The organism is Pseudomonas sp. AC016 (assembly GCF_979253365.1).
Map to the genome: position 1 here is coordinate 2,235,699 of NZ_CEEDCC010000001.1, position 24,245 is coordinate 2,259,943.

Here is a 24,245-nt window from a genome sequence, read left to right on the forward strand (position 1 = left end):
CATTCATTCAGCAGCTATATTTTATCGACGAAAGCGCAGCTCATATCCGGGCGGGCGTCATACGCCCTTGCGGCGCGTACGGCGCCGGATCAATGATCGGTTCACGCTCCAGCAGCAAGTCGACGAGCAACTGGCACGACGCAGGCGCCAGCACCAGGCCGTTGCGGTAATGACCGCAGTTGAGCCACAGCCCTTCGAAGCCGGGCACCGGGCCAATGAACGGAATGCCTTCCGGCGAACCCGGACGCAGCCCCGCCCACTGGGCAACTGGCTCGGCGTCCGCCAATGCTGGAATCAGCTCGACAGCCGAGGCCTTGAGGCTTTCAAGCGCCTCCTCAGTCGTGGTCTTGTCAAAACCTGCGTGTTCCAGCGTGCTGCCAATCAGGATATGCCCATCACGCCGGGGAATCGCGTATCGCCCTTTCGCCAACACCATGCTGGGCAGAAAATCCGACGCGCACTTGTAGAGGATCATCTGACCTTTGACAGGCTCGACCGGCAGCTCCAGGCCAAGGTGTTTCAGCAGCTCACCACTCCAGGCGCCCGCAGCAAGAATCACCCGGTCAGCGAGCACATCGCCCGACGTCGTCTTCACGCCTTCGATTCTATCGCTGCGACGCACGAAGCCACTGACCTCGCACTGCTCGCGAATCTCGACATTCGGCATCGCCAGCAAGGCGGCCTTGAGGGATTTGACCAGTCGGGGGTTACGCACATTGGCCACGTCAGCCATATGGATCGCGCGCGAATATCCCTGTCCGAGGACCGGCACTGCATCATGCACCGCCGAGATATCAACGCTGCTCAGCGGCCGGTTTTCCCGTAACGCCCAGTCGAGCGCCTGCTGTTCGTCATCCAGGTCCAGCCAGTACAAACCGGTGGTATGGACTTCCGGATCAAGACCCGTCTGTTTGAAAAGCCGCTCGCCCAGATGCGGATAGAAATCCTGAGACCAATGCGCCAGCGCGGTCACTGCCGGGCTGTAGCGCCATGGGTAGAGCGGAGAAACGATCCCCCCGCCCGCCCACGAGGACTCGAGCCCCACGCCTGACCTGTCCAGCAGCACAACGCTCATGCACGCCGATGCCAGATTGAAGGCCGTCAACAAACCGATCACACCACCGCCGACGATCACTACGTGTTGCTTGGGCATTTTGCTCTCTGGGCAAGTTGAAAAGGGTTATCGGCCCCAGCAGTCTTTCTTCGTCACACCGCTGGACGCGCCGGTGTTGCTGTACTCGCCCGTGTTCTTGATGACGAAGCTGCCACACTTGTCGCCATTCATCATCGCGTTGCCGTTGGGCGTCGCCGTCAGTGTGAAATCGGAGGCGTTCAGCACAGAGACAATACCGTAATAGGTGTTTCCCAGGCTCAGACCTTGTGCGCCCGCGTAAGTACCACTCCGGGAATAAAAGCGCTCCAGCGCCTGGGTCTGCTCGGACAGCAGGCTGGCAATTTCGGCGCGATGGGTGCGTCTCACGTACTCGGTGTAACTGGGGTAAGCCACCGCCGCAAGGATACCGACAATCGCCACGACGATCATGAGTTCGATCAGCGTAAAGCCCCTGGATGTTGCTCTCATGGTCAGCTTCCCTATTGGATTTGTCGCCACATGATGCGCTGGAAGGCGGTTGGAACTAGATTACCTAGTTCATCAAGCCTTAAAATTTGGCCGCTGGAGTCGATCACAATTTTTATGTCATTCGGCACCTTGGGATTGCCGTTGGAGTCGGTTCCCGGACTCACGGTTCCTGTCAGAATGGATGCAAGGACCGGTATGCCGCTGCCTACCGCACGTCCTGAAACACGCGTATCGAGTTCGTTTATGTCCAGATCGCCATTGGTGTCCAGCACTTGATAGTTGAGCATACTGCCGGTCGCTGGATCCAGTTCGAACAAACGCCCTGTACCCGTGCTCTCGCAAGGGTCCGACGAGTTGACGGCAGCGGTAGTGAAAATGATCCGTCCTCTGCTGTTTTGGGCAGGATAAATGATGCGCTCGCCGATGTAGGGCTCAACGGTGGACAACGGCAGAAACCATCCCTTTTTCGACGCCCAGTCAACATCGTTGGCGGTTGAAGTGAAATAGGTCGCATCGCTTCCGGAAACCGAACCTGTGACGGCCTGAGCCTGCAGGTTGCTTTCAACGTAGTTGCCGGACGCACTGTCGGCGTCCCAGATCGCATAGAAATCCTGGAGCGCAGTTGTTTGTTTGTCCGCCGTCTCGAGAAACTTGCCGGTGCCGAAATAGATGATCTTGCCGTTCAGCGGATGATCCAGAATCAAAGGCTGAACCGTGATGGGTTGATTGGCTCCTCTTGGCGCAGTGAAAAGAGGCTGGCCGTTGAACGCCACCTTCCAGCTGTTCGCAGATGCCCCGCTCAGATCAAACTTCCACAAACGACCTTTCAAATCACCTGCATAGGCAGCCTGGACGACATTCTGTGCATTGACCCGCAGCCTGACCGAAGACAGCCCATTGTCCGTTTCACTGCCTATAGCAGGTGTGGGTATCTCAGCGATGAGTGCTCCGGTGTTGGCGTTCAGCACAAAGAGCGACGCCCGTCCCGTGAAGCTGCCGTAGCCATTGCCAACAACGACAATACCCGTTCCATCTGCCATCCGCGCCGCTTCGGGCTTGGAATAGCTGAAGCCAAGATTGTTGAAACCATTTGCCGGAGTGGACACAGCCGGTGCCCTCACCTCCCACAATGCGCTGATGTTGTTGGCGGTGCCTTCAAACAATTTGATGGCGAAGAATGCCTTGCCGCCCGCTCCCAACCCGCTTACAGCCACAGTGCGCCATGAAGTGCTGCTGCCAGCCTGGGTATCGAATACAGAAATCTGACCATCAGCAGTGAACCTGTGCGCACCCAGGCCATAGTTGATCGCCGCAACGGTTGCCAGCGACGTCAAGGCGGTCGAAGGCATGTAGGCGTACGTTCGCCTGCCGTTATCGGCACCGATGACATTGAGAAAGCCGTCATTCGCATTTACCAACAGGCTGTACGTCATGTTGCTGGCTTTAGTGGTCAGATAGGTACTGTAAGACGTACTGCCCGTCATATCGGTTGAAGTCTTTTCCGTTGGAAGTGCGACAGCCAGATTCGTATTGATCAAATCGCCCAGCAGTCGGGTACGGGTTCGCAACGCCGAGTTGGCGGTGCCTTTCGCCCAGTTGATCAGCTGGATACCCGTCACGCCGGTCGGCAATGTGGCCGTGACAGCGTCCTTCTGGGGTTGAGACAGCGCGTTGAAATCAAGAGCAATCCTTGCAGCGGTGGTCGTAGCTGCAGCGGTGTTCCAGGTTTCGAAAGTTGGAGCGGTCGAACCTGACGTTATCGTTGTGTCGGTGGTCCACACCGCCGTGCCCAGGTCACCCGTACGGGCATCGAGATCAAACGCATTGATTGTCCCGTGCCAGTCGGCAGGGTCATAAAGCGTCTGGAAAAAACGCGTGCCCGTTTGCAGGGTCGCTGCGTTGGCCGCACCGCCACCGCCGGAACCTGCCTTGGCGTAGATATCGCTCAGTGCAAGGTTCAAGGCCGTGTTCAATCCTGAACTGTCATTGGCCTGGAAGTACTTTCCACGACCGTGAGTATCGTTCGCGGCATCAATCAGCATCTGATTGTTGGCTGTGAAACCAATGGTATAGGTGCTCAGGTTTTGTTTGGGGAAACCTGCGGTGTCCCAGCTTTTTCCGGTCAGATCGCCCCCCGGCGCGGAGACATCACGGCGCAGATCAATGTCGTAGGCAAACTTGGCCAGGTCATCCAGATAAAGCGTGTCCCCTTCCCCATTACCCGACAGATTGTTTCCGTCGTTGGCGGCATTCAGGTCCCAGTTGGGCAGTGAACGTGTGGTATCGGCGACGTCTTCCGGGTCGTTGGTGGGAAACGTCCGGTCATAGGTGGGCAAACCATCGGTGACCACCACGCCATAGTTCTTCTGACAGCGATACTGAATGGGGCTCACGTAGTTGGCGGCACTCTGATAAAAGGGCGCCATACCACGGAAATAACGAGTGATCTCGTAGTAGGTTTCCGCCAGCGGCGTGTTGGCGGAAGGTGTCAGGTTGGCGATGGCCTGCTTGAGCGCGTTGACGTTGGCAGTGGCTTGCGCCTGAGTGACGGCTGGCTGAAAGGTCGAGGCCGTGACTGGAGACAGATCGGTGACCACTCTGGAAACCCTGCCGCCAGGACCGAGATCGAAGTTGTTCGGCTCGTTGAAGGTCGCCAGCCCGATCCTGAGCGTGAGGTTGTTGGAAACCAGATTGGTCGCCACAGTTTTCGCGACGTTCATGCGGAAATCGTTGGGAATCACGCCATTGGTGTAATTTCGCACGCCGAAGTCGAACAGGCCTGGCGTGACCAGATCGATCAGGTACGAAAGATAGTCTGCGGTGTAGCGGGTAAGGCCATTTCCGGCAGGATCGGGTAGCACGACGCAGTATCTAACGCCGTTGCGAAAAATCGTGCGTCCGCCGAACAGGCAAGACAGTGAAATCCCGGCCACTCCCGTCGCGTTGATGTCTCCTACTGCCAGCGTCTCCCCGCCCGAGATGGTGCTTATGAACGGGCAAGGAACCGTTATCAGGCCACTCACACACTGAGTGGAGTAAAACTGGATATCAGGACGATTGACATTGGGATCAAACCCGGATGCCCAGATAATGTTGTACATGCTCCCTGAGTTGTCCACGAGCAGCATCAGGTTGGGCGGCACCGCCGATGAGCTCAGCAGTGGCACCTGTGAAGGAGTGAATGCATAGACCGGCGCCGCGAGGTAAAGCGTCAACAGCACGCCATACACATATTTCAGAGCATGACGAAGCGCCTTAACAGTTGGCATAAATGCTCTCCAGCACGGTTCGTGAGGTGCCATTCTGGATGGCCACTGCGGTTACCCGGTAAAGCGTCGCGACGGTGGAACTGCAATTTGACGGCCATTTTATCGGCGCCAACGTGTTCCCCAGATTTTGAACGGCATAAAAGCCCCCTCCGGCCGCTGCAGTCCAGGTCACACCGGAAGTCCCCACTCCGGCAGCGGTTACCGTGGTGGACTCGGCAGGCGGTGCACACGCGGTTCCCGAACAGGCCGCCGGTAAAACAGTCCCTGCCTTGATGGCAGACTCACCGAGGCGCAGCGCACTTTCTGCCAACTGGAACGACTGATTGCGCACCACCACGCTGCCGGCCATTTTTTCCTGCAGGGTTGCATTCTGCATCGAAGAAATCCCCAGCAACGTCAGCAGCAGCAGGAATACCAGGCTCACCAGCAACACCATGCCGCCCTGACGGCGAGGGAAGGCAATGATCGAATTGAATCGCACGGTCTTGTTCATGCTGGGCCTGTTCAAAAGCGGTTACGCAAGTAGGCGACAACGCTGTACTGCTGGTCTTCGACCCGGTTGTCTGGGTCACGCAGCGTGAGACTGATGCGCACACTGCGGATGTCACCAGCGTTGCCAGGGGTGATCGCCGTTTTGTAGGACATGGGATTACCGACCATGCCAAAGGAAACAGAAAAACTGGCGACATTCTGCAAGAGCGGTTGCGGATCAGCCGTCTCGCCGAATCTGATGCTCAGATCGGTCCCGGAAAGGCTGTAAACCAGTTGCCGCAATGGAAAGGCCGTCTGCCCGGCCGCGGGTGCTCTTGCGCCGTTGTACAGCTGCGTCGTGGTTCTGCAGTCTGAGATGATGGTCCAGGTCGGCGTGCTACCCGTGCTCCCCACGTCAGCGGTCACCAGCGTGAGCTTCGCGTTCGCGTTGTCCCAGAGAATGGCGTTATCGAGCGCAACAGGCAGGGCAATGGCAGGTGCCACAGGCGTCACGTTGGAGAAACTCAGGCAACCATACATGCCAGTCATGCGGATTTCCTGAATCATCTTGCTCAACACAAAACGCGCATCTTCCTGCATGCGGGCCGCCGCATTCTGGCTCTGGTACGTGGCTCTGGATGCGGTAAATATCTGGACGATCCCCAGGCTGACCACCAGCCCGAGCACCAGAGCGACCATGATTTCGACCAGGCCAAAGCCTCTGGACAGCCTTCTCATGGATTCACCCCGATACGTGAAGTCAGTGTAAACGTTCGGGTCGTCGGGCTGACGGGTGCAGTCCCCGTGTTCGCCACGGTATTGGCGCTCGCGGCACGCGTGTCGTCCCAGGTGATGGTGATCGTCACTTCCGGCGCATTGGCAACGTTGATCACCCCTGTTCCGGTAGCGCCTGCAAAATTGTTGATGTTGGTTTTGAAATCGAACAGATCCTGATCCCGAGCGACGTTGATATTGGCAGCCGGTGCAGCCGACAGACTGTTGAGGCCATAGGTTGCCAGGACGTTTTGTCCGCCAGTACTGGCTGAATTGCCGTCCACATTGGCCCGGATGCGATCCATCATGTCGTAAGCGATAAAGCTGGCCTGACTGGTCATCGCCGCGCTGTCCGTGTATTTCAGGGCGTTCAGCTGGATTGCCGCCGCGCCCAGCAGGCCGATGGCAAGGATCAACACCGAAACCAGCACTTCGATCAGGGTCATGCCGCTCTGGCGATGTCGGGGTTTATTGGGCATCAGCAGCTTCCACCGAGGACGATCCGGCCGGTCAGGCAAATATTCAGGGTTTTGGTGACGGAGCCTCGGGTGTAAGTCATTGCCACCGCCGTAGCAGGCGCGATGAGCCCGCCCAGGTTATTGAAGTCGATTGCATTCACGTTGGCTGCCACCAGCGTACCGCCGCTGCTCATGGCCGCCACCTTGCGCAAGACCCTGGTCGAGTCGGACGCGACCGTGCCCGCATCGGCGACTCGATACACCTGCAACTCGGTATTCCATGCAGTCCCGGTGGTTGGAGCGATTCGCACACTCACTCCTCTGTTTATCGCCTCGAGCCGCGCATAGTTGAGGGCCCGCTGCAAATCATTGAGTTCGGTATCGGCCTTGTTGCTCTGGAGGGTGCTGGTGAAATTCGGGATCGCGATAGCTGCCAGGATGCCCACCAGGGACACAGTGACTAACAATTCGATGAGGCTGAATCCCTTGGCTATATGACGCATTGAGTGTCTCCTAGACGTTACGACTATAAGGCAGCAATGCCGTCGGAAAATCTATAGCGGGACGTACGGTTGTTTTGCGATGACGAGCGCCCGGACGCGTTTGAAACGGTCTTTCCAGGGAAGGAAAACAGATGAAGCAGACAGGATTCACGCTGATCGAACTGCTGGTGGTCGTGGCACTGGTTGCCATTCTTGCCAATGTCGCAATGCCCTCCCTTACCGATGTGATCGACAGCAACCGCAGACTCGTCGCAGCCCAGGAGCTGGCCAGCGGAATACGGTCGGCACGAGTCGCTGCCATCTCGCGCAATCAGTGGACGACGATCCATGCGATAGACGGGGACTGGAGCAACGGCTGGCGGATCATTCTCGATACGGATGGCAAAGGCCCCGACGATCAGGACGTGTTGCTCATGGAGCGCGCGAGGTCGCCCGACACCCGAATCGTCGGCAACAGGAAAGTGGCTGAACATCTGACATTCACCGGGCTAGGCGGCCTGCGTAACTCGGCCAACGGGACGATACATGTGTGCGTCAAAGACCAGCCGGTGAGCCACTATCGCGTGATAGTGGCCAGGACCGGGCGGGTCAGGATCGACGATAAGAAGGCTGATGCGCCACTGTGCAGTTGAGCGAAATCAGAGCAGCGACTTGACCCGCAATTCCTTGGGCATGGAGAACGTAATGTTCTCTTCGCGACCGGCCAGCTCATCGGCACCGGTTGCACCCCAGGCCTGCAGTTGCTGAATCACGCCGCGCACCAGCACCTCCGGCGCCGAAGCACCTGCGGTGATACCGATGCGCTCAACGCCATCGAACCAGCTGCGCTGCATGTCTTCGGCGCCATCGATGAGATACGCAGGTGTCGACATCCGCTCGGCCAGTTCACGCAGGCGGTTTGAATTGGAGCTGTTCGGGCTGCCCACCACCAATACCACGTCGCACTCGTCGGCCAGTTGTTTGACCGCATCCTGACGGTTTTGCGTGGCGTAGCAGATATCGTCCTTGCGCGGGCCGCCGATGGCCGGGAATTTCTGGCGCAATGCATCGATGACGCGACTGGTGTCATCCATCGACAACGTGGTCTGGGTCACGAACGCCAGCGAGTCCGGGTTGCGTACCTGCAGGCTTGCAACGTCGGCTTCATCCTCGACCAGATAGATTGCACCGCCATTGGCGGCATCGTACTGGCCCATGGTGCCTTCGACTTCCGGATGGCCTTCGTGACCGATCAGGATGCATTCACGACCATCACGGCTGTAACGGGCGACTTCGATGTGGACCTTGGTGACCAGCGGGCAAGTCGCGTCGAACACTTTCAAGCCACGACCGGCCGCCTCGGTACGCACAGCCTGGGAAACACCGTGGGCACTGAAGATGACGATGACGTCGTCCGGCACCTGCTCCAGCTCTTCGACGAAGATCGCACCACGGGAGCGCAGGTCTTCGACGACGAATTTGTTATGAACCACTTCATGGCGCACATAGATCGGCGGACCAAACACTTCCAGAGCGCGATTGACGATTTCGATCGCGCGGTCCACACCGGCACAAAAGCCGCGGGGGTTGGCGAGTTTGATTTGCATGCTGTGCCTCATGGTTACGTGCGAAGCAGCCCGGCCGAAGCCGGGCTCGATATCGGGATCAGGACGCCAGAATCGCTTTCACTTCGAAGATCTGCACTTCGAAGCTTAGCGTCTTGCCTGCCAGCGGGTGATTGAAGTCGATAGTGACCTGTTCGTCATCGAATACCTTCACCACGCCGGGCAACTCGGTGTTGGCTGCATCATTGAAGATCACCAGCAACCCTTCGGACAGTTCCATACCCGCGAACTGCGAGCGTGGCATGATCTGCACGTTTTGTGGGTTGGGCTGACCAAAGGCGTTTTCCGGCAGGATCTGCACGGTCTTCCGGTCGCCTGCCTTGAAGCCGAAAATGGCGGCTTCAAAGCCCGGCAGCAGGTTGCCGTCACCGACCTTGAACGTGGCCGGAGCCTTTTCGAAGGTGCTGTCGACGGTGTCGCCGTTTTCCAGACGCAGGGCAAAATGCAGCGTGACCTGCGTGTTCTGACCGATGCGCAGCTCGTCGGACGAGCCTTGGGTCGAAGACTGTTCAGTCATGGGCAGGCTCTCCGGTTTTCTTGCTCTTGAACATATCCAGCGCCAGCATGATTGCGCCAACGGTGATACCGCTGTCGGCCACGTTGAAGGCCGGGAAGTGCCAACGGTTCTGCCAGTGGACCAGAATGAAGTCGATCACGTGGCCCAGCACGATGCGGTCATACAGGTTGCCCAGCGCGCCGCCCAACACCAGTGCCAGCGCGATGGCCAGCCAGGTGTCGTCGCGCCCCAGACGCTTGAGCCAGACCACCAGCACCGCGCTGACCACAACGGCGATCAGGGCGAACAACCAGCGCTGCCAGCCGGCACCGTCAGCCAGAAAGCTGAAGGCTGCACCTGTGTTGTACGCCAGCATCCAGCTGAAGTAGTCGGGAATCACCACGATCTGTTCGTACAGGTCCAGACGGTTTTCGAAGTAGAACTTGCTGGCCTGGTCAATAACCAGCACCAGCACGCTCAACCACAACCAGCTCAGACGGCCGAAACGACCCGGAGCGGAATCACGCATAGTGACGCACCTCACCTGCACCACTGATGTTGTCCACGCAGCGACCGCAGATTTCCGGATGCTCAGGGTTTACACCCACATCCTCACGGTGATGCCAGCAACGGGCGCACTTGGCGTGACCGGACTTGACGACTTTCAGCTTCAGACCGGCGAGTTCGGTCACCACTGCATCGGCCGGAGCCGCTGCCAGAGGCGCGACGCTGGCGGTGGAGGTGATCAGCACGAAACGCAGTTCGTTGCTCAGCTTCGACAGATCCGCGACCAGCGAGTCTTCGGCATACAGGGTCACTTCAGCCTGCAGGTTTCCGCCAATGGCCTTGGCCGCGCGCAGGTTTTCCATTTCCTTGTTGACCGAGGTCTTCACCGCCATGATCCGCTCCCAGTAGGCGCGGTCCATTTCGAAGTCGGCTGGCATTTCGGTCAGGCCTTCGTACCAGGTGTTGAGCATCACGGATTCGTTGCGCTCGCCCGGCAGGAACTGCCACAGCTCGTCGGCGGTGAACGCCAGGATCGGCGCGATCCAGCGAACCAGCGCTTCGGAGATGTGGAACAGCGCGGTCTGGCAAGAGCGACGTGCCGTGCTGTTGGCAGCCGTGGTGTACTGGCGATCCTTGATGATGTCCAGGTAGAACCCACCCAGCTCCTGCACGCAGAAGTTGTGGACCTTGGAGTACACGTTCCAGAAACGGTATTCGCTGTAGTTCTCCTGCAGCTCACGCTGCAGCAGCAAGGTGCGATCCACCGCCCACCGGTCCAGTGCAAGCATTTCATCGGCTGGCAGCAAGTCTGTTGCCGGGTTGAAGCCGGACAGGTTGGAGAGCAGGAAGCGGGCCGTGTTGCGAATACGACGATAGGCATCGGCGCTGCGCTGCAGGATCTGGTCGGATACCGCCATTTCGCCGGAATAGTCAGTTGCCGAGACCCACAGACGCATGATGTCGGCGCCCAGGGAATCGTTGACCTTCTGCGGCGCAACCACGTTGTTCAGCGACTTGGACATCTTGCGGCCGTTCTCGTCGACCACGAACCCGTGGGTCAGCAGCTCGCGATACGGCGCATGGTTGTCGATGGCGCAACCGGTCAGCAGCGACGAGTGGAACCAGCCGCGGTGCTGGTCGGAGCCTTCCAGGTACAGGTCGGCACGCGGACCGCTTTCGTGGCCCATCGGATGCGAACCGCGCAGGACGTGCCAATGCGTGGTGCCAGAGTCGAACCAGACGTCCAGGGTGTCGGATATCTTGTCGTACTTGGCCGCCTCGTCACCCAGCAGTTCGCTGGCGTCCAGCTTGAACCAGGCCTCGATACCTTCTTTCTCGACGCGCTGCGCCACTTCTTCCATCAGTTCGACGGTGCGTGGGTGCAGTTCGCCGCTTTCCTTGTGCAGGAAGAACGGAATCGGCACGCCCCAGTTGCGCTGACGCGAGATGCACCAGTCGGGACGGTTGGCGATCATCGAGTGCAGACGCGCCTGACCCCAGGCCGGAACGAACTGAGTGTCTTCGATGGCCTTGACCGCACGCTCACGCAGCGTGTCGCCAGTGGCGGGCTGCTTGTCCATGCCGACGAACCACTGCGCAGTAGCGCGGTAGATCAGCGGCGACTTGTGACGCCAGCAGTGCATGTAGCTGTGGCTGATGGTTTCGGTGTCCATCAGGCTGCCGACTTCGGCCAGCTTGTCGATGATGTTCTGGTTGGCCTTGAAGATGAACTGGCCACCGAAGAACTCCAGCGATTCGACGTACACGCCGTTGCTCTGCACCGGGCTGATGATGTCGTCGTTGCTGACGCCGTAGGTCTTGCAGATGTTGAAGTCGTCCACGCCATAAGCGGGCGAGCAGTGAACGATACCGGTGCCGGCACTCAGCTCGACGTAGTCGGCCAGATAGACGGGCGACAGGCGGTCGTAGAACGGATGACGGAAGTTGATCAGTTCCAGCGACTGGCCAGTGGTTGTCGCGATGACAGAGCCTTCCAGCTTGTAGCGGGACAGGCAGGACTCGACCAGCTCTTCAGCCAGTACCAGCAGTCTGTCGCCAACGTCGACCAGCGCGTAATTGAACTCGGGATGGACGTTCAGCGCCTGGTTGGCCGGGATGGTCCACGGGGTGGTGGTCCAGATGACGATGGAAGCTGGCTTGTCCAGCGAAGCAAGGCCGAATGCAGCGGCCAGTTTTGCTTCGTCGGCAATCGGAAACGCGACGTCGATGGTCGAGGACTTCTTGTCCTGATATTCGACTTCAGCTTCAGCCAGAGCCGAACCACAATCGAAACACCAGTTGACCGGTTTCAGGCCCTTGAAGACGAAACCGCCCTTGACCATTTCGGCCAGCGCGCGGATTTCCCCGGCTTCGTTGGCGAAATTCATGGTCAGGTACGGATTGCTCCAGTCACCCAGCACACCCAGACGGATGAACTCGGATTTCTGGCCTTCGATCTGCTCGGCAGCGTAGGCACGGCACAGCTCGCGGGTCTTGTCCGCGGACAGGTTCTTGCCGTGGGTCACTTCGACCTTGTGCTCGATCGGCAGGCCATGACAGTCCCAACCCGGCACATACGGGGCATCGAAGCCCGCCAGGGTCTTGGAACGCAGGATCATGTCCTTGAGAATCTTGTTGACGGCATGACCGATGTGAATATTGCCGTTGGCGTACGGAGGGCCGTCGTGCAGGACGAACTTCGGACGATCCTTGCCAATTTCGCGCAGCTTCTGGTACAGGCCAATGCTGTCCCAGCGCTGCAGAGTTTGCGGCTCGCGCTGGGGCAGGCCGGCCTTCATAGGGAAGGCGGTGTCCGGAAGGTTTAGCGTGGCTTTATAGTCGGTCATTTCAGGCTCTTGGTTAGCGGTTGACCATGCCAATGGGCACGGGCGGCGGCGACGTCCGCATTGATCGCCGTCTTGAGCGCCTCCAGAGAGGCAAAACGCTGCTCATCACGCAGCTTGTGGTGGAAAGCCACCGTCAAACGCCGGTCGTAAAGGTCGCCGGCAAAATCCAGAAGATGCACTTCAAGGTGGGCACTGCCATCACCCGCCACGGTAGGACGCACGCCGATGTTGGCGACACCCGCCCAAGCCTTGCCATCGATGTCCACGCTGACCAGGTAAACCCCGCTCAACGGCACACGACGACGCTTGAGTTGCACGTTGGCGGTGGGCGTACCCAACTGACGCGCCAGCTTCTGGCCATGCAAGACCCGTCCGGTGATCTGGAACGGGCGGCCGAGCATACGTTCGGCCAGGGCAAAATCCGCGGCAGCCAGGGCTTTACGCACCTTGGTACTGCTGACGCGAAGGCCATCGATTTCAACGGTCTGCGCCGCTTCCACCGTAAATCCGTAAGTCGTTCCGGCCTGCTGCAGGAAGCCGAAATCCCCGAGCCGGTCGCAGCCAAAACGAAAATCATCGCCCACTTCAAGGTGCTGAATGCCCAGCCCGTCGATCAGCACGGTTTCGACGAAGCTGGCCGCACTGAGTTTCCTCAGGCGCTGATTGAAGGACAGGCACAGCACCCGGTCCACACCTTCAGCGCTCAACAGTTCGAGCTTGTCGCGCAGACGTGCCAGTCGTGCCGGAGCAGTCTCTGGCGCAAAAAACTCGCGCGGCTGGGGTTCAAAGATGACCACGCAGCTGGGCACACCCAACTCGACAGCCCGCTCACGCAGACGCGCCAGAATAGCCTGGTGGCCCCGGTGAACACCGTCGAAATTGCCAATCGTGGCGACGCAGCCCCGATGCTGGGGACGCAGGTTGTGAAGACCTCTAACCAGCTGCATAACGCACTTCTTGCTCATAAAGTGGCCGATTATAACCACACACGGCCCCGGACGACAGGCAACACGCCGGGACCCGATCAAAGCGGTCGGCGCATGACACGCAAACACGACCGCTCACCTTTGAAATATTGCTTACATGATGGCTTTGCGGGCGAAATCCCGAAGCCGGAAACCCAGCAACAGAAGCATTGCAAAATACGTCACCACACCGGCTGCCACCAGCGCGCCAAGGCGCAGAAAACGCTCCAGCATGTGTCCTTCATCCCACGCGGGCATGAAATGCATCATCCCCAGCAGAACGCCCGACATGGCCGCCACCGCAATCACCAGCTTGAACAGAAACTTCGTCCAGCCCGGCTGCGGCTGAAACAGCGCCTGTTTGCGTAGTTGCCAGAACAACAGGCCGGCATTGATACACGCCCCGACACTGATCGCCAGCGCCAGCCCCGCATGCTGCAACGGCACAATGAAGGCCAGGTTGAGCAACTGAGTCACTATGAGGGTGAAGATCGCGATTTTCACCGGGGTGCGAATATTCTGCTGCGCGTAAAAGCCCGGAGCCAGCACCTTGATCAGGATGATCCCCAGCAGGCCGACCGAATAAGCGACCAGCGCCCGCTGGGTCATCGCGGCGTCCAGCGCATCGAACTTGCCGTATTGAAACAGAGAAACGGTCAGCGGTTCAGCCAGCAGACCCAGCGCCAGGGTGCACGGCAACACCAGTACGAAGCACAGGCGCAAGCCCCAGTCGAGAATGCGCGAATACTCCTGACGGTCCCGCTGGGCGTAGGTTTTCGACAGGATCGGCAGCAGAATCGTACCCAGCGCAACACCCAGCACTCCGGACGGCAGTTCCATGAGGCGGTCGGCATAGTACATCCACGACACCGACCCGGCGACGAGGAACGAGGCAAATATCGTGTTGATGATCAGAGAAATCTGACTGACCGAGACGCCAAGGATGGCAGGAAGCATCTGCTTCATCACACGCCAGACGCCTGAGTCACGCAGATTCAGGCGCGGCAGCACCAGCATGCCGATTTTTTTCAGGTGCGGCAGCTGATAAAGCAGCTGCAGAAGACCGCCTGCCAGCACCGCCCATCCCAGCGCCATGACCGGCGGATCGAAATACGGGGTCAGGAACAGCGCAAAAAAGATCATGCTGACATTGAGCAGGGTCGGCACGAAGGCCGGTACGGAAAAGCGGTTCCAGGTATTGAGGATCGCGCCCGCCAGCGAAGACAGCGAGATCAGCAATATATAAGGAAATGTCACCCGCAGCAGATCCGAGGTCAGCGCAAACTTTTCAGGTGTATCGACAAAGCCCGGCGCTGTGGCCCAGATCACCCAGGGCGCGAAGATCACGCCCAGAAGAGTCACCAGTGCCAGAGCGAGCGTCAGCAGCCCTGTGACGTAAGCCACGAACGTGCGGGTCGCCTCTTCACCCTGCTGGCTCTTGTATTCGGCAAGAATCGGCACGAATGCCTGGGAAAACGCCCCCTCGGCGAAAATCCGCCGCAGCAGATTGGGCAGTTTGAAGGCAATAAAGAAGGCGTCGGTCGCCATTCCGGCCCCGAAAGTGCGCGCAATGATGGTGTCACGGATGAAGCCCAGAACCCGGGAAACCATTGTGATAGAGCTGACGGCGGCGAGTGACTTGAGTAGATTCATTGAAAGACTTGTATGCCTTGGCAAAGGATGGGCGATTAAGCCGTCCATTTATGCGATACTTCGCGCCGCTAAATAGCCCGAAGCCAAAGGCCGCGAGTTTACAGGTCGCACGCCGGAAATAAATCATCCGGATAAAAGCAGCGACCACTCAGCGGAACACCTTAACTGCCCTTGACAAGACTTCAACTCATCGGCATGATTCGCGGCCTATTTTGTTTGCTATTTCACAAAGTCTTTCGAGGAGCTCGACGGTGGCCAACACACCTTCCGCCAAAAAACGTGCAAAACAGGCTGAGAAGCGTCGCAGCCACAACGCCAGCCTGCGTTCCATGGTTCGTACCTACATCAAGAATGTAGTTAAAGCCATCGACGCAAAAGACGCTGAAAAAGCGCAAGCTGCTTATGTTCTGGCTGTACCTGTTATCGACCGTATGGCCGATAAAGGCATCATCCACAAGAACAAAGCTGCTCGCCATAAAGGTCGCCTGAACGGTCACATCAAGGCTCTGAGCCTTGCTGCTGCAGCCTAAGCGATCCGCTTGTTGAAAAACCGACCCCAGGGTCGGTTTTTTATTGCCTGCGGGAAAGCGGGACCAGATAACTGAAAGTGGGCATGATCGTTCCCACGCGCCTGCGTGGTAACGCCGCTCAGGACGCTCCGCGTCCGTCCTTGAATGTGACGCAGAGCGTCACTGGATGCATGCCCGCGCAGAGCGATGGGCACGATCAGCTTGAGCTATCCGCAATCAAGGCGCTGGCGCGGGCGACCATGGCAGGATCGGGATAGCCGTGACGGCATTCTGCGGGCTGCCTTCGATGATGCGGTCGCTGTAGACCAGATACACCAGCGAATTACGCTTCTTGTCGAAAAACCGCACCACCTGCATGGTCTTGAACACCAGCGATGTGCGCTCCTTGAAGACCTCATCACCATCCTTGAGGTCTTCCTTGAAGTGGATCGGGCCAACCTGACGACAGGCAATCGACGCTTCCGCCCGATCCTCAGCCAATCCCAGACCACCCTTGATGCCGCCCGTCTTGGCACGCGACAGGTAGCAGGTCACGCCATCCACCTTCGGATCATCGAAGGCTTCCACTACGATCCGGTCGTTCGGCCCGACCATCTTGAACACCGTCGACACCTGGCCGATCTCTTCTGCCGAGACCAGCACAGGCACGACCAGCAAAGCAGCCAACAAACCCTTCATGACGCGCATCGAGCCTTCCTTACAGTTAATGACCCGACTCAGACGAGAATCAGGTTGTCGCGGTGAATCAGTTCAGGCTCGGCCATGTAGCCCAACTCGCGCACGATAGCCTCGGACGACTGCCCAATAATCTTCTGCGCCTCAACAGCACTGTAGTTGCTCAGCCCCCGAGCGACCTCACGCCCATCCGGCGCCACGCAAACCACCATCTCGCCGCGCCGGAAGCTGCCCTGCACCAGCTTGACGCCGACCGGCAGCAGACTCTTGTAGTCTCTGGCCAAGGCAGACACCGCACCGTCGTCCAGCACCAGCGTGCCGCGCGTCTGCAAATGCCCCGCCAGCCACTGCTTGCGCGCCGCCAGCATGCCGCGCTCCGGCGACAGCAGCGTACCCAGTCGCTCACCACCCTTGAGCCGCGCCAGAACGCGCTCGATGCGACCGCCGACAATCACGGTGTGCGCACCCGAGCGGGCCGCCAGACGCGCAGCGCGCAGCTTGGTCTGCATTCCGCCACGACCCAACGCTCCACCTGTACCGCCTGCCACCGCATCCAGGGCAGGATCATCCGCGCGAGCTTCGAAAATCAGTTGGGCATCGGGATTGTTGCGCGGATCGGCGTCAAACATGCCGTCGCGATCCGTAAGAATGACCAGCAGATCAGCCTCGACCAGATTGGCCACCAGCGCCGCAAGCGTGTCGTTGTCACCGAAACGGATCTCGTCAGTGACCACGGTGTCGTTTTCGTTAATGACCGGCACTACGCCCAGCTCAACCAGAGTACGCAGCGTGCTGCGAGCGTTCAGGTAGCGCTTGCGATCGGACAGGTCGTCGTGAGTCAGCAGGATCTGCGCGGTGTGCCGATCATGCTCGGCAAAGCTGGATTCCCACGCCTGCACCAAGCCCATCTGACCGATGGCGGCAGCTGCCTGCAGCTCATGCATCGCACTGGGTCGAACAGTCCAGCCCAGGCGACTCATCCCGGCAGCTACCGCCCCGGAGGAAACCAGCACCAGCTCGACGCCTGCTTCATGCAGCGCCACCATCTGCTCGACCCACACACTCATGGCCGTGCGATCCAGACCCTTGCCATCCGCTGTCAGCAGGGCACTGCCGATCTTCACGACCCAGCGCTGGGCACCCGTCACTTTGCTGCGCATCATCTTCCAACCTTAGCCAGAGAGTTTTCAAATTCGGGATACAAAAACGCCGCTGACAAAAGTAGCGGCGTTCAAGTTTACTTCAAGCGATCAGTCACGGACGTAAATGATTTCCGGACCATCTTCATCGTCCACATCTTCTTCATCCCAGTCATCGTCACCGATGTCATGCACGCTCTTCACGCCACTGCGACGCAATGCACGCTGATCATCCAGCGCCTGCAACTGAGCACGCGCCTCGTCTTCGATGCGCTGATCCAGCTCGGCCAGCTCTTCGGCGTAACCAGGCTCTTCGGCGATGCGCAGGCTGCGCTCTTCGAGATAACGCATGATGTCGCGCGTCAGCTGCTCGGTGCCTTCTTTGGCGATGGCAGAAATCACGTAGACCGGACCGGTCCATTCCAGGCGATCAACGATCTCCTGCTTGCGGGCCTCATGCTCTTCTTCAAGCAACTGGTCGCACTTGTTCAGCACCAGCCAGCGATCACGATCGGCCAGAGACGGGCTGAACTTGACCAGCTCGTTGACGATGATTTCAGCCGAATCCGCAGCACTGGTTTCATCCAGCGGCGCCATGTCGACGAGGTGCAGCAACAGACGAGTACGCGCCAAATGCTTGAGGAAGCGAATCCCCAGGCCCGCGCCATCGGATGCACCTTCGATCAGACCTGGAATGTCGGCAACCACGAAGCTCTTCCAGCGATCGACACTGACCACGCCAAGGTTCGGCACCAGGGTCGTGAACGGATAGTCGGCCACTTTCGGCTTGGCGGCAGACACCGAGCGAATGAAGGTACTTTTGCCTGCGTTCGGCAAACCCAACAGACCGACGTCCGCCAACACTTTCAATTCCAGCTTGAGATCACGCTGATCGCCCGGCTTGCCCGGCGTGGTCTGGCGCGGAGCACGGTTGGTACTGGATTTGAAACGCGTGTTGCCCAGACCGTGCCAGCCGCCCTGGGCAACCATGATGCGCTGACCGTCTTTGGTCAGGTCGCCGATGATTTCCTGAGTGGTGGCATCAATGATCGTGGTGCCGACCGGCACGCGCAGCACCAGCTCTTCACCTTTACGACCGGTGCAGTCGGTGCTGCCGCCGTTGGAGCCGCGCTCGGCATCGAAGTGACGCGTGTAACGGTAGTCGACCAGGGTGTTCAGGTTGACGTCGGCCATCATGTAGACCGAACCGCCATCACCGCCATCGCCGCCGTTGGGGCCACCGTTTTCGATGAATTTTTCACGACGGAAGCTCATGCAACCGTTGCCGCCGTCACCGGCTTTTACTCGAATGGATACTTCATCTACAAATTTCATAACGCACGCCTCCCGCCACAGGGACGAGCAGAACCACATAAATTACATAAGACTCTTGCAAAAATGAGCGTTGCGATACCGATCAGAAACCAGCGACCCCAGGGGTCAACATCACAACAGCCCGCACAAACAGTTTTGCAAGAGACTCACCTGACTCTCTACCTCTACAAACGAAAAAGCCCCGTCGCAAGACAGGGCTTTTAAGCTACTGCGTGATTACGCTGCGGAGACTTCAGTCTTCGGAACGATGCTCACGTAGCGGCGACCGAAGGCGCCCTTGACTTGAAACTTGATCACGCCTTCCACTTTCGCGAACAGGGTGTGATCTTTACCCATGCCAACGCCGTAGCCAGCGTGGAATTGGGTGCCGCGCTGACGCACGATGATGTTGCCCGGAATGATAGCCTGGCCGCCATACATCTTCACGCCAAGGCGTTTGGCTTCTGAGTCGCGCCCGTTACGGGTACTACCACCAGCTTTTTTGTGTGCCATGAGTCAATTCTCCAAATGAGGATTAGGCTGAAATTAAGCCTGAATACCTGTGATTTTGATCTCGGTGTACCACTGGCGGTGGCCCATGCGCTTCATGTGGTGCTTACGACGACGGAACTTGATGATACGAACCTTATCGTGACGACCTTGCGAAACCACTTCTGCCACGACAGTAGCGCCAGCAACAACTGGAGCACCGATATTGACGTCGTCGCCATTGCCAACCAGCAGAACGCGGTCGAAAGTGACGGATTCGCCAGTAGCGATTTCCAGTTTTTCAATTTTCAGGTATTCACCTGGGGCGACTTTGTACTGCTTGCCACCGGTAACAATTACTGCGTACATGGTATTTCTCCGAAAATCCTGCTCACCCAGCTCTTTATAAGAAGAGTATCGGCTGGCATGGCTGCATGGGGCTGGAACGGCCCGTTTGCAATTGCGTAAGGCAGGTGCTGCCCAGGAAAGTTAGGGTGCGCGATTGTACGCAAGCCTATGATGGGTTGCAAGGGGCCACTCGTCATACCTTGACACGCTCTACCCCGCGACCTAGCATGCGGCGCAACCTTTCCGGAGCACGTGTCGCTGATGCAACCCCAAGCCTTCTACCGCGCGGTGGCGGACGACTTTAGTGCCGTTGACGTTATCATCAAAAAGCAACTGACGTCACGCGTACCGCTGGTCTCGAAAATCGGCGACTACATCACGTCCGCTGGCGGCAAACGCCTGCGTCCCCTGCTGGTATTGCTGTGTGGCAAGGCACTGGGCCGCGAAGGCGACGATGTGCGCCTGCTGGCCGCCACCATCGAATTCCTGCACACCGCCACCCTGCTGCATGACGACGTCGTCGACATGTCCGGCATGCGTCGTGGGCGCTCGACGGCAAACGCACTCTGGGGCAATGCGCCAAGCGTGCTGGTCGGCGACTTCCTTTATTCGCGCTCCTTCGAAATGATGGTCGAACTCGGCTCGATGGATGTGATGAAAATCCTGTCCAAGGCCACGCGCGTAATCGCCGAAGGCGAAGTGCTGCAATTGTCCAAGGTTCGCGACGCCAGCACCACTGAAGAAACTTACATGGAAGTGATTCGCGGCAAGACAGCCATGCTGTTCGAAGCCTCGACCCACAGCGCTGCGGCACTGTGCAGCGCCTCTGCCGAACAGACCGAAGCATTGCGTACCTTTGGCGATCACTTGGGCGTGGCTTTCCAGCTGGTGGATGACCTGCTGGACTACCGTGGCGATGCCGAGACACTGGGCAAGAACGTCGGCGACGACCTTGCCGAAGGCAAACCTACCCTGCCTTTGATCTACACCATGCGCGAAGGCACGCCCGAGCAGGCTGCCCTGGTTCGTCAGGCCATTCAGAAAGGCGGCCTGGAAGATCTGGAAAGCATCCGCAACGCCGTCGAAAGCGCCGGAGCCCTGGATTACACCGCACAACTGGCCCGCGACTACGCCGCCAAGGCCATCGCCTGCCTGGACGCCCTGCCGCCCAGCGAGTACCGCGATGCGCTGGTCGAACTGAGCGAATTTGCCGTCGCACGTACGCATTGATTGCATTAGTAATACAAAGAAGCCCGTCCTTGTGACGGGCTTTTTGTTGCACTGATCGCTGCTCAGAGCGCGGGCGCAATCATCACTCACCCCACTGATCGTGCCCATCCGCGTGGGCATGCATCCCGTGACGCTCCGCGTCAAAAAGGGCACAGATTGCGGACTCATTGAGCCAGGCGCATGCCGTCGATAACGCTGGAGCCTGGGCTAGCATCTGCGCCACATTCAAGAGCGGACGCGGAGCGTCCTGGGAGGCATTCCCACGCGGAGCGTGAGGAACGATCAGTGTGAGGGCTGACATCTGTACCCGATCGTGCCCACGCTCCGCGCTCGTCGTTATACATAAGTCCGACTCAACACTGATCGTGCCCATCGCTCCGCGTGGGTATGCATCCCGTGACGCTCCGCGTCACAAATGGTACAGATTGCGGATTCAGTGAGCCGAGCGCAGGACGTTAATAACGCTGGAGCTTGGGCGCGCATCTGCGCCACATTCGAGAGCGGACGCGGAGCGTCCTGGGAGACATTCCCACGCGGAGTCAGTCACTTTCGTTTTGCCCCCCGTTTTGCGCGTCTTGCGGACTTGTGTAGCACGATGAGCGCAGAGCATAAGCATGATCGCCATCGTTCACTGACCCACATCAACCGTTCGGCACAAAATGAGAATTAATCTCAATAGAGCCTTGCTATTATCCCAATAAGAATTATTCTCATCAAACCGATACAGGAGATGAAACATGACTTATTTGATCGATGCATGGTTGGACCGCCCACACCCCTACCTGCGAATTCTTCATCGGGAAACAGGGGAGGTGTGTGCCGTACTGGAAGAGGAAGCGCTTGAGGAGTTGCGTGATCAGGGCGATCTGGATGTTTACAGCCTCAGTTCCAGCGAGCCGGTGGTGCTCAAGGAGCTGGTGCGCAATCTGTTTCTGTTCTGCTATGCACGGGCGTTGCGCCCGATAGGCGAGTTGCACTGAGCATGAAGCATCAGCACAACCCCGTTGCTGAACGGATCGAGACGACTCGTTCAGCAACCTTGCGTACCGCCTGGATCCGTTACAGAACGGCCAGCAGTTCCACGTCGAACACCAGCACGCTGTGCGGTGCGATGCTGCCAACGCCCTGAGCGCCGTAAGCCAGCTCGCTCGGCACGTACAGACGCCATTTGCTGCCGGTGTTCATCAGTTGCAGCGCCTCGGTCCAGCCAGCGATCACTCCGCCGACCGGGAATTCGGCAGGCTCGCCACGATCGTACGAGCTGTCGAACACGGTGCCATCGATCAGCGTGCCGTGGTAGTGAGTACGAACCTGATCTTCACGCGTCGGCTTTGGACCCGTGCCAGCGGTCAGGACTTCAAACTGCAGACCCGAGGCCAATGTGGTCACGCCTTCACGCTTGGCGTTTTCAGCCAGGTAAGCCAGACCGGCACCTGCGGCTTTCTCGGCCTTGGCAGCGGCCTCAGCCTGCATGATTTCGCGGATGACCTTGAAGCTGGCGGACATTTCTTCCTGACCAACGCGGCTCGGCAGACCGTTGAACGCATCGGTCAGGCCCGCCAGGATGGCGTCCAGGTTGACGCCCGGTGGCGGGTTGTCGCGCAGTTGGTCGCCCAACTGACGGCCGATGCCGTAGCTGACGCGTGTTTCGTCGGTGGACAGATTGACTTCGGACATGACACTGCTCCGCAGAGGGGCGCGCTGTCGACGGACATGAAAACCATCATGGCAATCATGACCCGCTCGGTGGCACCCCGAACCAAAAGGGCAGCCAGCCTAGCACAATTGGCCTGACAGGCCCTACCACCGCGGCGAAGCGCTACGTTGCGTCAGGACCAGGATGAGTGAAAGGAGATCGGCATGCGCATCTCGGAACGGTCATTGACCGGCATGCCGCACAGCTCGTCATGCACCACGCAGTGGACCAGGTAGAACGGCACCACTGGCAGGTTCTTGAGCAGGTCGCGTGCGTGTTCGACCGAGCGCAGGTGCAGGGTCTTGCCCGCCTGATCCTTGAGCATCCCGGAGCTGCCGTTCATCAGCACCTCCAGCAGGTAAATGCCGCCCTCGATCGAGATCAGATTCAGCTCATTGACCCGGCCAGCCTGGGCATGGTCGGTAAATTCCTGATAATTCATGATCGAACCTCTTTCGTCGTTTGCTGAAAGCATCGCAACGGACTTTTTACAGCACGTCGAAACAACAATCCAGAAACGAAACCGCCCGCCCTTCGCTCATTTCAAGCGCAGGGCAGGCGGATGTGAGCCTGAAGCAGTCGTGGGGTTACTGCTTGGTCATCTTGTCCAGTTTGGTCAGCTTGTCCAGATAACCCATCGCGAACGCCGAGATCACGAAGGTCATGTGGATGATCACGTACCACATCAGGTATTCGGTCTTGATGTTGGTGGCGTCCATGAATACGCGCAGCAGGTGGATGGACGAAATCGCCACGATGGACGCTGCGACTTTCATCTTCAGCGACGAGGAATCCATGGTGCCCAGCCAGTTGAGCTTTTCCTTGTCCTCATCGATATCCAGCTGCGAAACGAAGTTCTCGTAGCCGGAAATCATCACCATGACCAAAAGGCCGCCCACCAGCGCCATGTCGATCAGCGACAGCAGCACCAGGATCAGATCGGCTTCGGCCAGACTGAAGATGTTGGGAAGGACATGAAAGATTTCCTGAAAGAACTTCAGGCAGAGCGCCAGCAACCCAAGGGACAAACCGAAATAGATCGGCGCCAGCAACCAGCGCGATGCATACATGGCATTTTCGAAGAAACGTTCCATTGAGACTCGCAAGTGTTTTGGAAAAAGACGCGCGAGTATATCAGCGGGAACGTGTGGCTCTAGGTGTGCGACAAAATAACGCAGAAATCACGGACTAGAACTTGAACGGAGAAGAACGCTGATAGCGGGACAGGTCGCCGTTGAGCCGACGCAACTCAGCCTGCATGTGCAGCGTCCAGATGGGCACATCATCAGCCGGACGATAACCGCCCAGCAGCAGGTTTTCGGCAATACTGTCGAGAATGGACTGGGCAGCAGCCAGACTCGTGAACGGTCCCTGGGAGCGGAGCGCGGAAGGTTGCTCGCCGGACATTCCTGCGGCGAACAGCAGCATCCACAGGCCATCCTCGCCGGACATCGGCCGGATGACGCATTCGATTCGGGTGATAAGCCCGAGGCATTCACGGTTGAGGCAGAGGCTACGCGGCATGGCGAGCTCCTTGTCAGCAGCGGTATCACCCTCCTCCACAGCAGGAAAATGTGCCAGTCCATTTGGCCACCACGATCAACTGACAGGATAGAAGAAAAGTGAGGCTGCGAAAACGGGCCTGATGAACGGGCACCGGATGCTCGCAAGAACACCCGGCGCCGCTCAAGATGAC

The 24,245-nt window shown here is 58.6% G+C and carries 26 protein-coding genes; 4 read left to right on the top strand and 22 right to left on the bottom strand.

Translation table 11 applies throughout. The annotated features are described in order from the left end of the window. Nucleotides 1-40 precede the first annotated feature (40 nt). The 7 genes from thiO to AC0IXS_RS10000 are packed head-to-tail and all read right to left on the bottom strand — an operon-like array spanning nucleotide 41 to nucleotide 7,057. Complete coding sequence (thiO, locus tag AC0IXS_RS09970) at nucleotides 41-1,153, bottom strand: glycine oxidase ThiO (protein ID WP_471824500.1); 1,113 nt, start codon at nucleotides 1,151-1,153, stop codon at nucleotides 41-43. Nucleotides 1,154-1,180: 27 nt separating this feature from the next. Beyond that, nucleotides 1,181-1,582: a type IV pilin protein gene (locus AC0IXS_RS09975; RefSeq protein WP_004884068.1), complete on the bottom strand. Its 402-nt coding sequence runs from the start codon at nucleotides 1,580-1,582 to the stop codon at nucleotides 1,181-1,183. An 11-nt stretch (nucleotides 1,583-1,593) separates the two neighbouring features. Continuing rightward, entirely contained in the window at nucleotides 1,594-4,851 is a 3,258-nt protein-coding gene (locus AC0IXS_RS09980; protein WP_320470534.1) for a pilus assembly protein, read from the bottom strand. Beyond that, nucleotides 4,838-5,344 carry a pilus assembly PilX family protein gene (locus AC0IXS_RS09985; protein ID WP_122573488.1) on the bottom strand — a complete coding sequence of 169 codons (507 nt, stop codon included), beginning with the start codon at nucleotides 5,342-5,344 and terminating at the stop codon, nucleotides 4,838-4,840. The genes AC0IXS_RS09980 and AC0IXS_RS09985 overlap by 14 nt, the downstream gene beginning before the upstream one ends. 11 nt (nucleotides 5,345-5,355) lie before the next feature. Continuing rightward, nucleotides 5,356-6,060, bottom strand: a complete 705-nt coding sequence (locus tag AC0IXS_RS09990; RefSeq protein WP_057409616.1) for a PilW family protein — start codon at nucleotides 6,058-6,060, stop codon at nucleotides 5,356-5,358. After that, complete coding sequence (gene pilV, locus AC0IXS_RS09995) at nucleotides 6,057-6,575, bottom strand: type IV pilus modification protein PilV (protein ID WP_025995621.1); 519 nt, start codon at nucleotides 6,573-6,575, stop codon at nucleotides 6,057-6,059. The genes AC0IXS_RS09990 and pilV overlap by 4 nt, the downstream gene beginning before the upstream one ends. Further along, the gene (locus AC0IXS_RS10000; protein ID WP_043305088.1) at nucleotides 6,575-7,057 is read right to left on the bottom strand and encodes a GspH/FimT family pseudopilin; all 483 of its coding nucleotides are present in this window, start codon (nucleotides 7,055-7,057) and stop codon (nucleotides 6,575-6,577) included. Before AC0IXS_RS10000 ends, pilV begins: the two co-directional genes overlap by 1 nt. A 131-nt stretch (nucleotides 7,058-7,188) precedes the next feature. Here AC0IXS_RS10000 and AC0IXS_RS10005 point away from each other — a divergent pair, with 131 nt between their 5' ends. Beyond that, nucleotides 7,189-7,689 carry a GspH/FimT family pseudopilin gene (locus tag AC0IXS_RS10005; protein WP_449117672.1) on the top strand — a complete coding sequence of 167 codons (501 nt, stop codon included), beginning with the start codon at nucleotides 7,189-7,191 and terminating at the stop codon, nucleotides 7,687-7,689. A 6-nt stretch (nucleotides 7,690-7,695) separates the two neighbouring features. Here the strand turns inward: AC0IXS_RS10005 and ispH are convergent, their stop codons facing one another. The 6 genes from ispH to murJ all read right to left on the bottom strand — a co-directional run bounded on the left by ispH (nucleotide 7,696) and on the right by murJ (nucleotide 15,128). After that, nucleotides 7,696-8,643: a 4-hydroxy-3-methylbut-2-enyl diphosphate reductase gene (gene ispH, locus AC0IXS_RS10010; protein WP_004884061.1), complete on the bottom strand. Its 948-nt coding sequence runs from the start codon at nucleotides 8,641-8,643 to the stop codon at nucleotides 7,696-7,698. Between the two features lie 58 nt (nucleotides 8,644-8,701). Next, nucleotides 8,702-9,178, bottom strand: a complete 477-nt coding sequence (locus tag AC0IXS_RS10015; protein ID WP_004884060.1) for an FKBP-type peptidyl-prolyl cis-trans isomerase — start codon at nucleotides 9,176-9,178, stop codon at nucleotides 8,702-8,704. Next, nucleotides 9,171-9,686, bottom strand: coding sequence for a signal peptidase II (gene lspA, locus AC0IXS_RS10020; protein WP_004884059.1), 516 nt, complete (start codon nucleotides 9,684-9,686; stop codon nucleotides 9,171-9,173). Before lspA ends, AC0IXS_RS10015 begins: the two co-directional genes overlap by 8 nt. Next, on the bottom strand, nucleotides 9,679-12,510 hold the full coding sequence (gene ileS, locus AC0IXS_RS10025; RefSeq protein ID WP_471824505.1) for an isoleucine--tRNA ligase: 2,832 nt from the start codon (nucleotides 12,508-12,510) through the stop codon (nucleotides 9,679-9,681). Before ileS ends, lspA begins: the two co-directional genes overlap by 8 nt. Beyond that, nucleotides 12,507-13,457 (bottom strand): bifunctional riboflavin kinase/FAD synthetase, encoded by a 951-nt coding sequence (gene ribF, locus AC0IXS_RS10030; protein ID WP_057409612.1) that lies wholly within the window; start codon nucleotides 13,455-13,457, stop codon nucleotides 12,507-12,509. The genes ileS and ribF overlap by 4 nt, the downstream gene beginning before the upstream one ends. Nucleotides 13,458-13,589: 132 nt before the next feature. Further along, on the bottom strand, nucleotides 13,590-15,128 hold the full coding sequence (gene murJ / locus AC0IXS_RS10035) for a murein biosynthesis integral membrane protein MurJ (RefSeq protein ID WP_004884056.1): 1,539 nt from the start codon (nucleotides 15,126-15,128) through the stop codon (nucleotides 13,590-13,592). Nucleotides 15,129-15,379: 251 nt separating this feature from the next. Here murJ and rpsT point away from each other — a divergent pair, with 251 nt between their 5' ends. Then, nucleotides 15,380-15,658: a 30S ribosomal protein S20 gene (gene rpsT / locus AC0IXS_RS10040; RefSeq protein WP_003344603.1), complete on the top strand. Its 279-nt coding sequence runs from the start codon at nucleotides 15,380-15,382 to the stop codon at nucleotides 15,656-15,658. 216 nt (nucleotides 15,659-15,874) lie between these two features. Here rpsT and AC0IXS_RS10045 read toward each other — a convergent pair whose 3' ends face one another. The 5 genes from AC0IXS_RS10045 to rplU form a co-directional block, all read right to left on the bottom strand. Continuing rightward, complete coding sequence (locus AC0IXS_RS10045; protein WP_122669104.1) at nucleotides 15,875-16,345, bottom strand: CreA family protein; 471 nt, start codon at nucleotides 16,343-16,345, stop codon at nucleotides 15,875-15,877. Between the two features lie 29 nt (nucleotides 16,346-16,374). Then, a complete protein-coding gene (proB, locus tag AC0IXS_RS10050) occupies nucleotides 16,375-17,493 on the bottom strand; it encodes a glutamate 5-kinase (protein ID WP_122669139.1) in 1,119 nt (372 codons plus the stop codon). A gap of 90 nt (nucleotides 17,494-17,583) precedes the next feature. Further along, nucleotides 17,584-18,807 carry an Obg family GTPase CgtA gene (gene cgtA / locus AC0IXS_RS10055; RefSeq protein ID WP_004884053.1) on the bottom strand — a complete coding sequence of 408 codons (1,224 nt, stop codon included), beginning with the start codon at nucleotides 18,805-18,807 and terminating at the stop codon, nucleotides 17,584-17,586. Between the two features lie 216 nt (nucleotides 18,808-19,023). After that, nucleotides 19,024-19,299 carry a 50S ribosomal protein L27 gene (gene rpmA, locus AC0IXS_RS10060; RefSeq protein WP_002551972.1) on the bottom strand — a complete coding sequence of 92 codons (276 nt, stop codon included), beginning with the start codon at nucleotides 19,297-19,299 and terminating at the stop codon, nucleotides 19,024-19,026. Between the two features lie 33 nt (nucleotides 19,300-19,332). Continuing rightward, nucleotides 19,333-19,644, bottom strand: a complete 312-nt coding sequence (gene rplU, locus AC0IXS_RS10065; RefSeq protein ID WP_002551971.1) for a 50S ribosomal protein L21 — start codon at nucleotides 19,642-19,644, stop codon at nucleotides 19,333-19,335. A 240-nt stretch (nucleotides 19,645-19,884) separates the two neighbouring features. On the opposite strand from rplU, the gene AC0IXS_RS10070 reads away from it, so the two are divergent. Together AC0IXS_RS10070 and AC0IXS_RS10075 are read left to right on the top strand one after the other, a co-directional pair. After that, a complete protein-coding gene (locus AC0IXS_RS10070; RefSeq protein ID WP_057409610.1) occupies nucleotides 19,885-20,853 on the top strand; it encodes a polyprenyl synthetase family protein in 969 nt (322 codons plus the stop codon). 737 nt (nucleotides 20,854-21,590) lie between these two features. Continuing rightward, complete coding sequence (locus tag AC0IXS_RS10075) at nucleotides 21,591-21,833, top strand: PA4570 family protein (RefSeq protein ID WP_004884051.1); 243 nt, start codon at nucleotides 21,591-21,593, stop codon at nucleotides 21,831-21,833. A gap of 79 nt (nucleotides 21,834-21,912) precedes the next feature. Here AC0IXS_RS10075 and AC0IXS_RS10080 read toward each other — a convergent pair whose 3' ends face one another. From AC0IXS_RS10080 to AC0IXS_RS10095, 4 genes are all read right to left on the bottom strand, one after another. Next, nucleotides 21,913-22,530 carry an FKBP-type peptidyl-prolyl cis-trans isomerase gene (locus AC0IXS_RS10080; protein ID WP_004884050.1) on the bottom strand — a complete coding sequence of 206 codons (618 nt, stop codon included), beginning with the start codon at nucleotides 22,528-22,530 and terminating at the stop codon, nucleotides 21,913-21,915. A gap of 152 nt (nucleotides 22,531-22,682) precedes the next feature. Next, nucleotides 22,683-22,991 (bottom strand): DUF6482 family protein, encoded by a 309-nt coding sequence (locus tag AC0IXS_RS10085; RefSeq protein ID WP_004884049.1) that lies wholly within the window; start codon nucleotides 22,989-22,991, stop codon nucleotides 22,683-22,685. Nucleotides 22,992-23,136: 145 nt separating this feature from the next. Further along, nucleotides 23,137-23,643, bottom strand: coding sequence for a TIGR00645 family protein (locus AC0IXS_RS10090; RefSeq protein WP_004884048.1), 507 nt, complete (start codon nucleotides 23,641-23,643; stop codon nucleotides 23,137-23,139). Nucleotides 23,644-23,737: 94 nt separating this feature from the next. Beyond that, complete coding sequence (locus tag AC0IXS_RS10095) at nucleotides 23,738-24,073, bottom strand: PA4575 family protein (protein WP_057409397.1); 336 nt, start codon at nucleotides 24,071-24,073, stop codon at nucleotides 23,738-23,740. Nucleotides 24,074-24,245 lie beyond the last annotated feature (172 nt).

What these genes read in the sequence shown, in the direction of transcription:
- thiO (WP_471824500.1), bottom strand. Translation starts at nt 1,153, where the DNA reads ATGCCCAAGCAACACGTAGTGATCGTCGGCGGTGGTGTGATCGGTTTG.
- AC0IXS_RS09975 (WP_004884068.1), bottom strand. Translation starts at nt 1,582, where the DNA reads ATGAGAGCAACATCCAGGGGCTTTACGCTGATCGAACTCATGATCGTC.
- AC0IXS_RS09980 (WP_320470534.1), bottom strand. Translation starts at nt 4,851, where the DNA reads ATGCCAACTGTTAAGGCGCTTCGTCATGCTCTGAAATATGTGTATGGC.
- AC0IXS_RS09985 (WP_122573488.1), bottom strand. Translation starts at nt 5,344, where the DNA reads ATGAACAAGACCGTGCGATTCAATTCGATCATTGCCTTCCCTCGCCGT.
- AC0IXS_RS09990 (WP_057409616.1), bottom strand. Translation starts at nt 6,060, where the DNA reads ATGAGAAGGCTGTCCAGAGGCTTTGGCCTGGTCGAAATCATGGTCGCT.
- pilV (WP_025995621.1), bottom strand. Translation starts at nt 6,575, where the DNA reads ATGCCCAATAAACCCCGACATCGCCAGAGCGGCATGACCCTGATCGAA.
- AC0IXS_RS10000 (WP_043305088.1), bottom strand. Translation starts at nt 7,057, where the DNA reads ATGCGTCATATAGCCAAGGGATTCAGCCTCATCGAATTGTTAGTCACT.
- AC0IXS_RS10005 (WP_449117672.1), top strand. Translation starts at nt 7,189, where the DNA reads ATGAAGCAGACAGGATTCACGCTGATCGAACTGCTGGTGGTCGTGGCA.
- ispH (WP_004884061.1), bottom strand. Translation starts at nt 8,643, where the DNA reads ATGCAAATCAAACTCGCCAACCCCCGCGGCTTTTGTGCCGGTGTGGAC.
- AC0IXS_RS10015 (WP_004884060.1), bottom strand. Translation starts at nt 9,178, where the DNA reads ATGACTGAACAGTCTTCGACCCAAGGCTCGTCCGACGAGCTGCGCATC.
- lspA (WP_004884059.1), bottom strand. Translation starts at nt 9,686, where the DNA reads ATGCGTGATTCCGCTCCGGGTCGTTTCGGCCGTCTGAGCTGGTTGTGG.
- ileS (WP_471824505.1), bottom strand. Translation starts at nt 12,510, where the DNA reads ATGACCGACTATAAAGCCACGCTAAACCTTCCGGACACCGCCTTCCCT.
- ribF (WP_057409612.1), bottom strand. Translation starts at nt 13,457, where the DNA reads ATGCAGCTGGTTAGAGGTCTTCACAACCTGCGTCCCCAGCATCGGGGC.
- murJ (WP_004884056.1), bottom strand. Translation starts at nt 15,128, where the DNA reads ATGAATCTACTCAAGTCACTCGCCGCCGTCAGCTCTATCACAATGGTT.
- AC0IXS_RS10045 (WP_122669104.1), bottom strand. Translation starts at nt 16,345, where the DNA reads ATGCGCGTCATGAAGGGTTTGTTGGCTGCTTTGCTGGTCGTGCCTGTG.
- proB (WP_122669139.1), bottom strand. Translation starts at nt 17,493, where the DNA reads ATGCGCAGCAAAGTGACGGGTGCCCAGCGCTGGGTCGTGAAGATCGGC.
- cgtA (WP_004884053.1), bottom strand. Translation starts at nt 18,807, where the DNA reads ATGAAATTTGTAGATGAAGTATCCATTCGAGTAAAAGCCGGTGACGGC.
- rpmA (WP_002551972.1), bottom strand. Translation starts at nt 19,299, where the DNA reads ATGGCACACAAAAAAGCTGGTGGTAGTACCCGTAACGGGCGCGACTCA.
- rplU (WP_002551971.1), bottom strand. Translation starts at nt 19,644, where the DNA reads ATGTACGCAGTAATTGTTACCGGTGGCAAGCAGTACAAAGTCGCCCCA.
- AC0IXS_RS10070 (WP_057409610.1), top strand. Translation starts at nt 19,885, where the DNA reads ATGCAACCCCAAGCCTTCTACCGCGCGGTGGCGGACGACTTTAGTGCC.
- AC0IXS_RS10075 (WP_004884051.1), top strand. Translation starts at nt 21,591, where the DNA reads ATGACTTATTTGATCGATGCATGGTTGGACCGCCCACACCCCTACCTG.
- AC0IXS_RS10080 (WP_004884050.1), bottom strand. Translation starts at nt 22,530, where the DNA reads ATGTCCGAAGTCAATCTGTCCACCGACGAAACACGCGTCAGCTACGGC.
- AC0IXS_RS10085 (WP_004884049.1), bottom strand. Translation starts at nt 22,991, where the DNA reads ATGAATTATCAGGAATTTACCGACCATGCCCAGGCTGGCCGGGTCAAT.
- AC0IXS_RS10090 (WP_004884048.1), bottom strand. Translation starts at nt 23,643, where the DNA reads ATGGAACGTTTCTTCGAAAATGCCATGTATGCATCGCGCTGGTTGCTG.
- AC0IXS_RS10095 (WP_057409397.1), bottom strand. Translation starts at nt 24,073, where the DNA reads ATGCCGCGTAGCCTCTGCCTCAACCGTGAATGCCTCGGGCTTATCACC.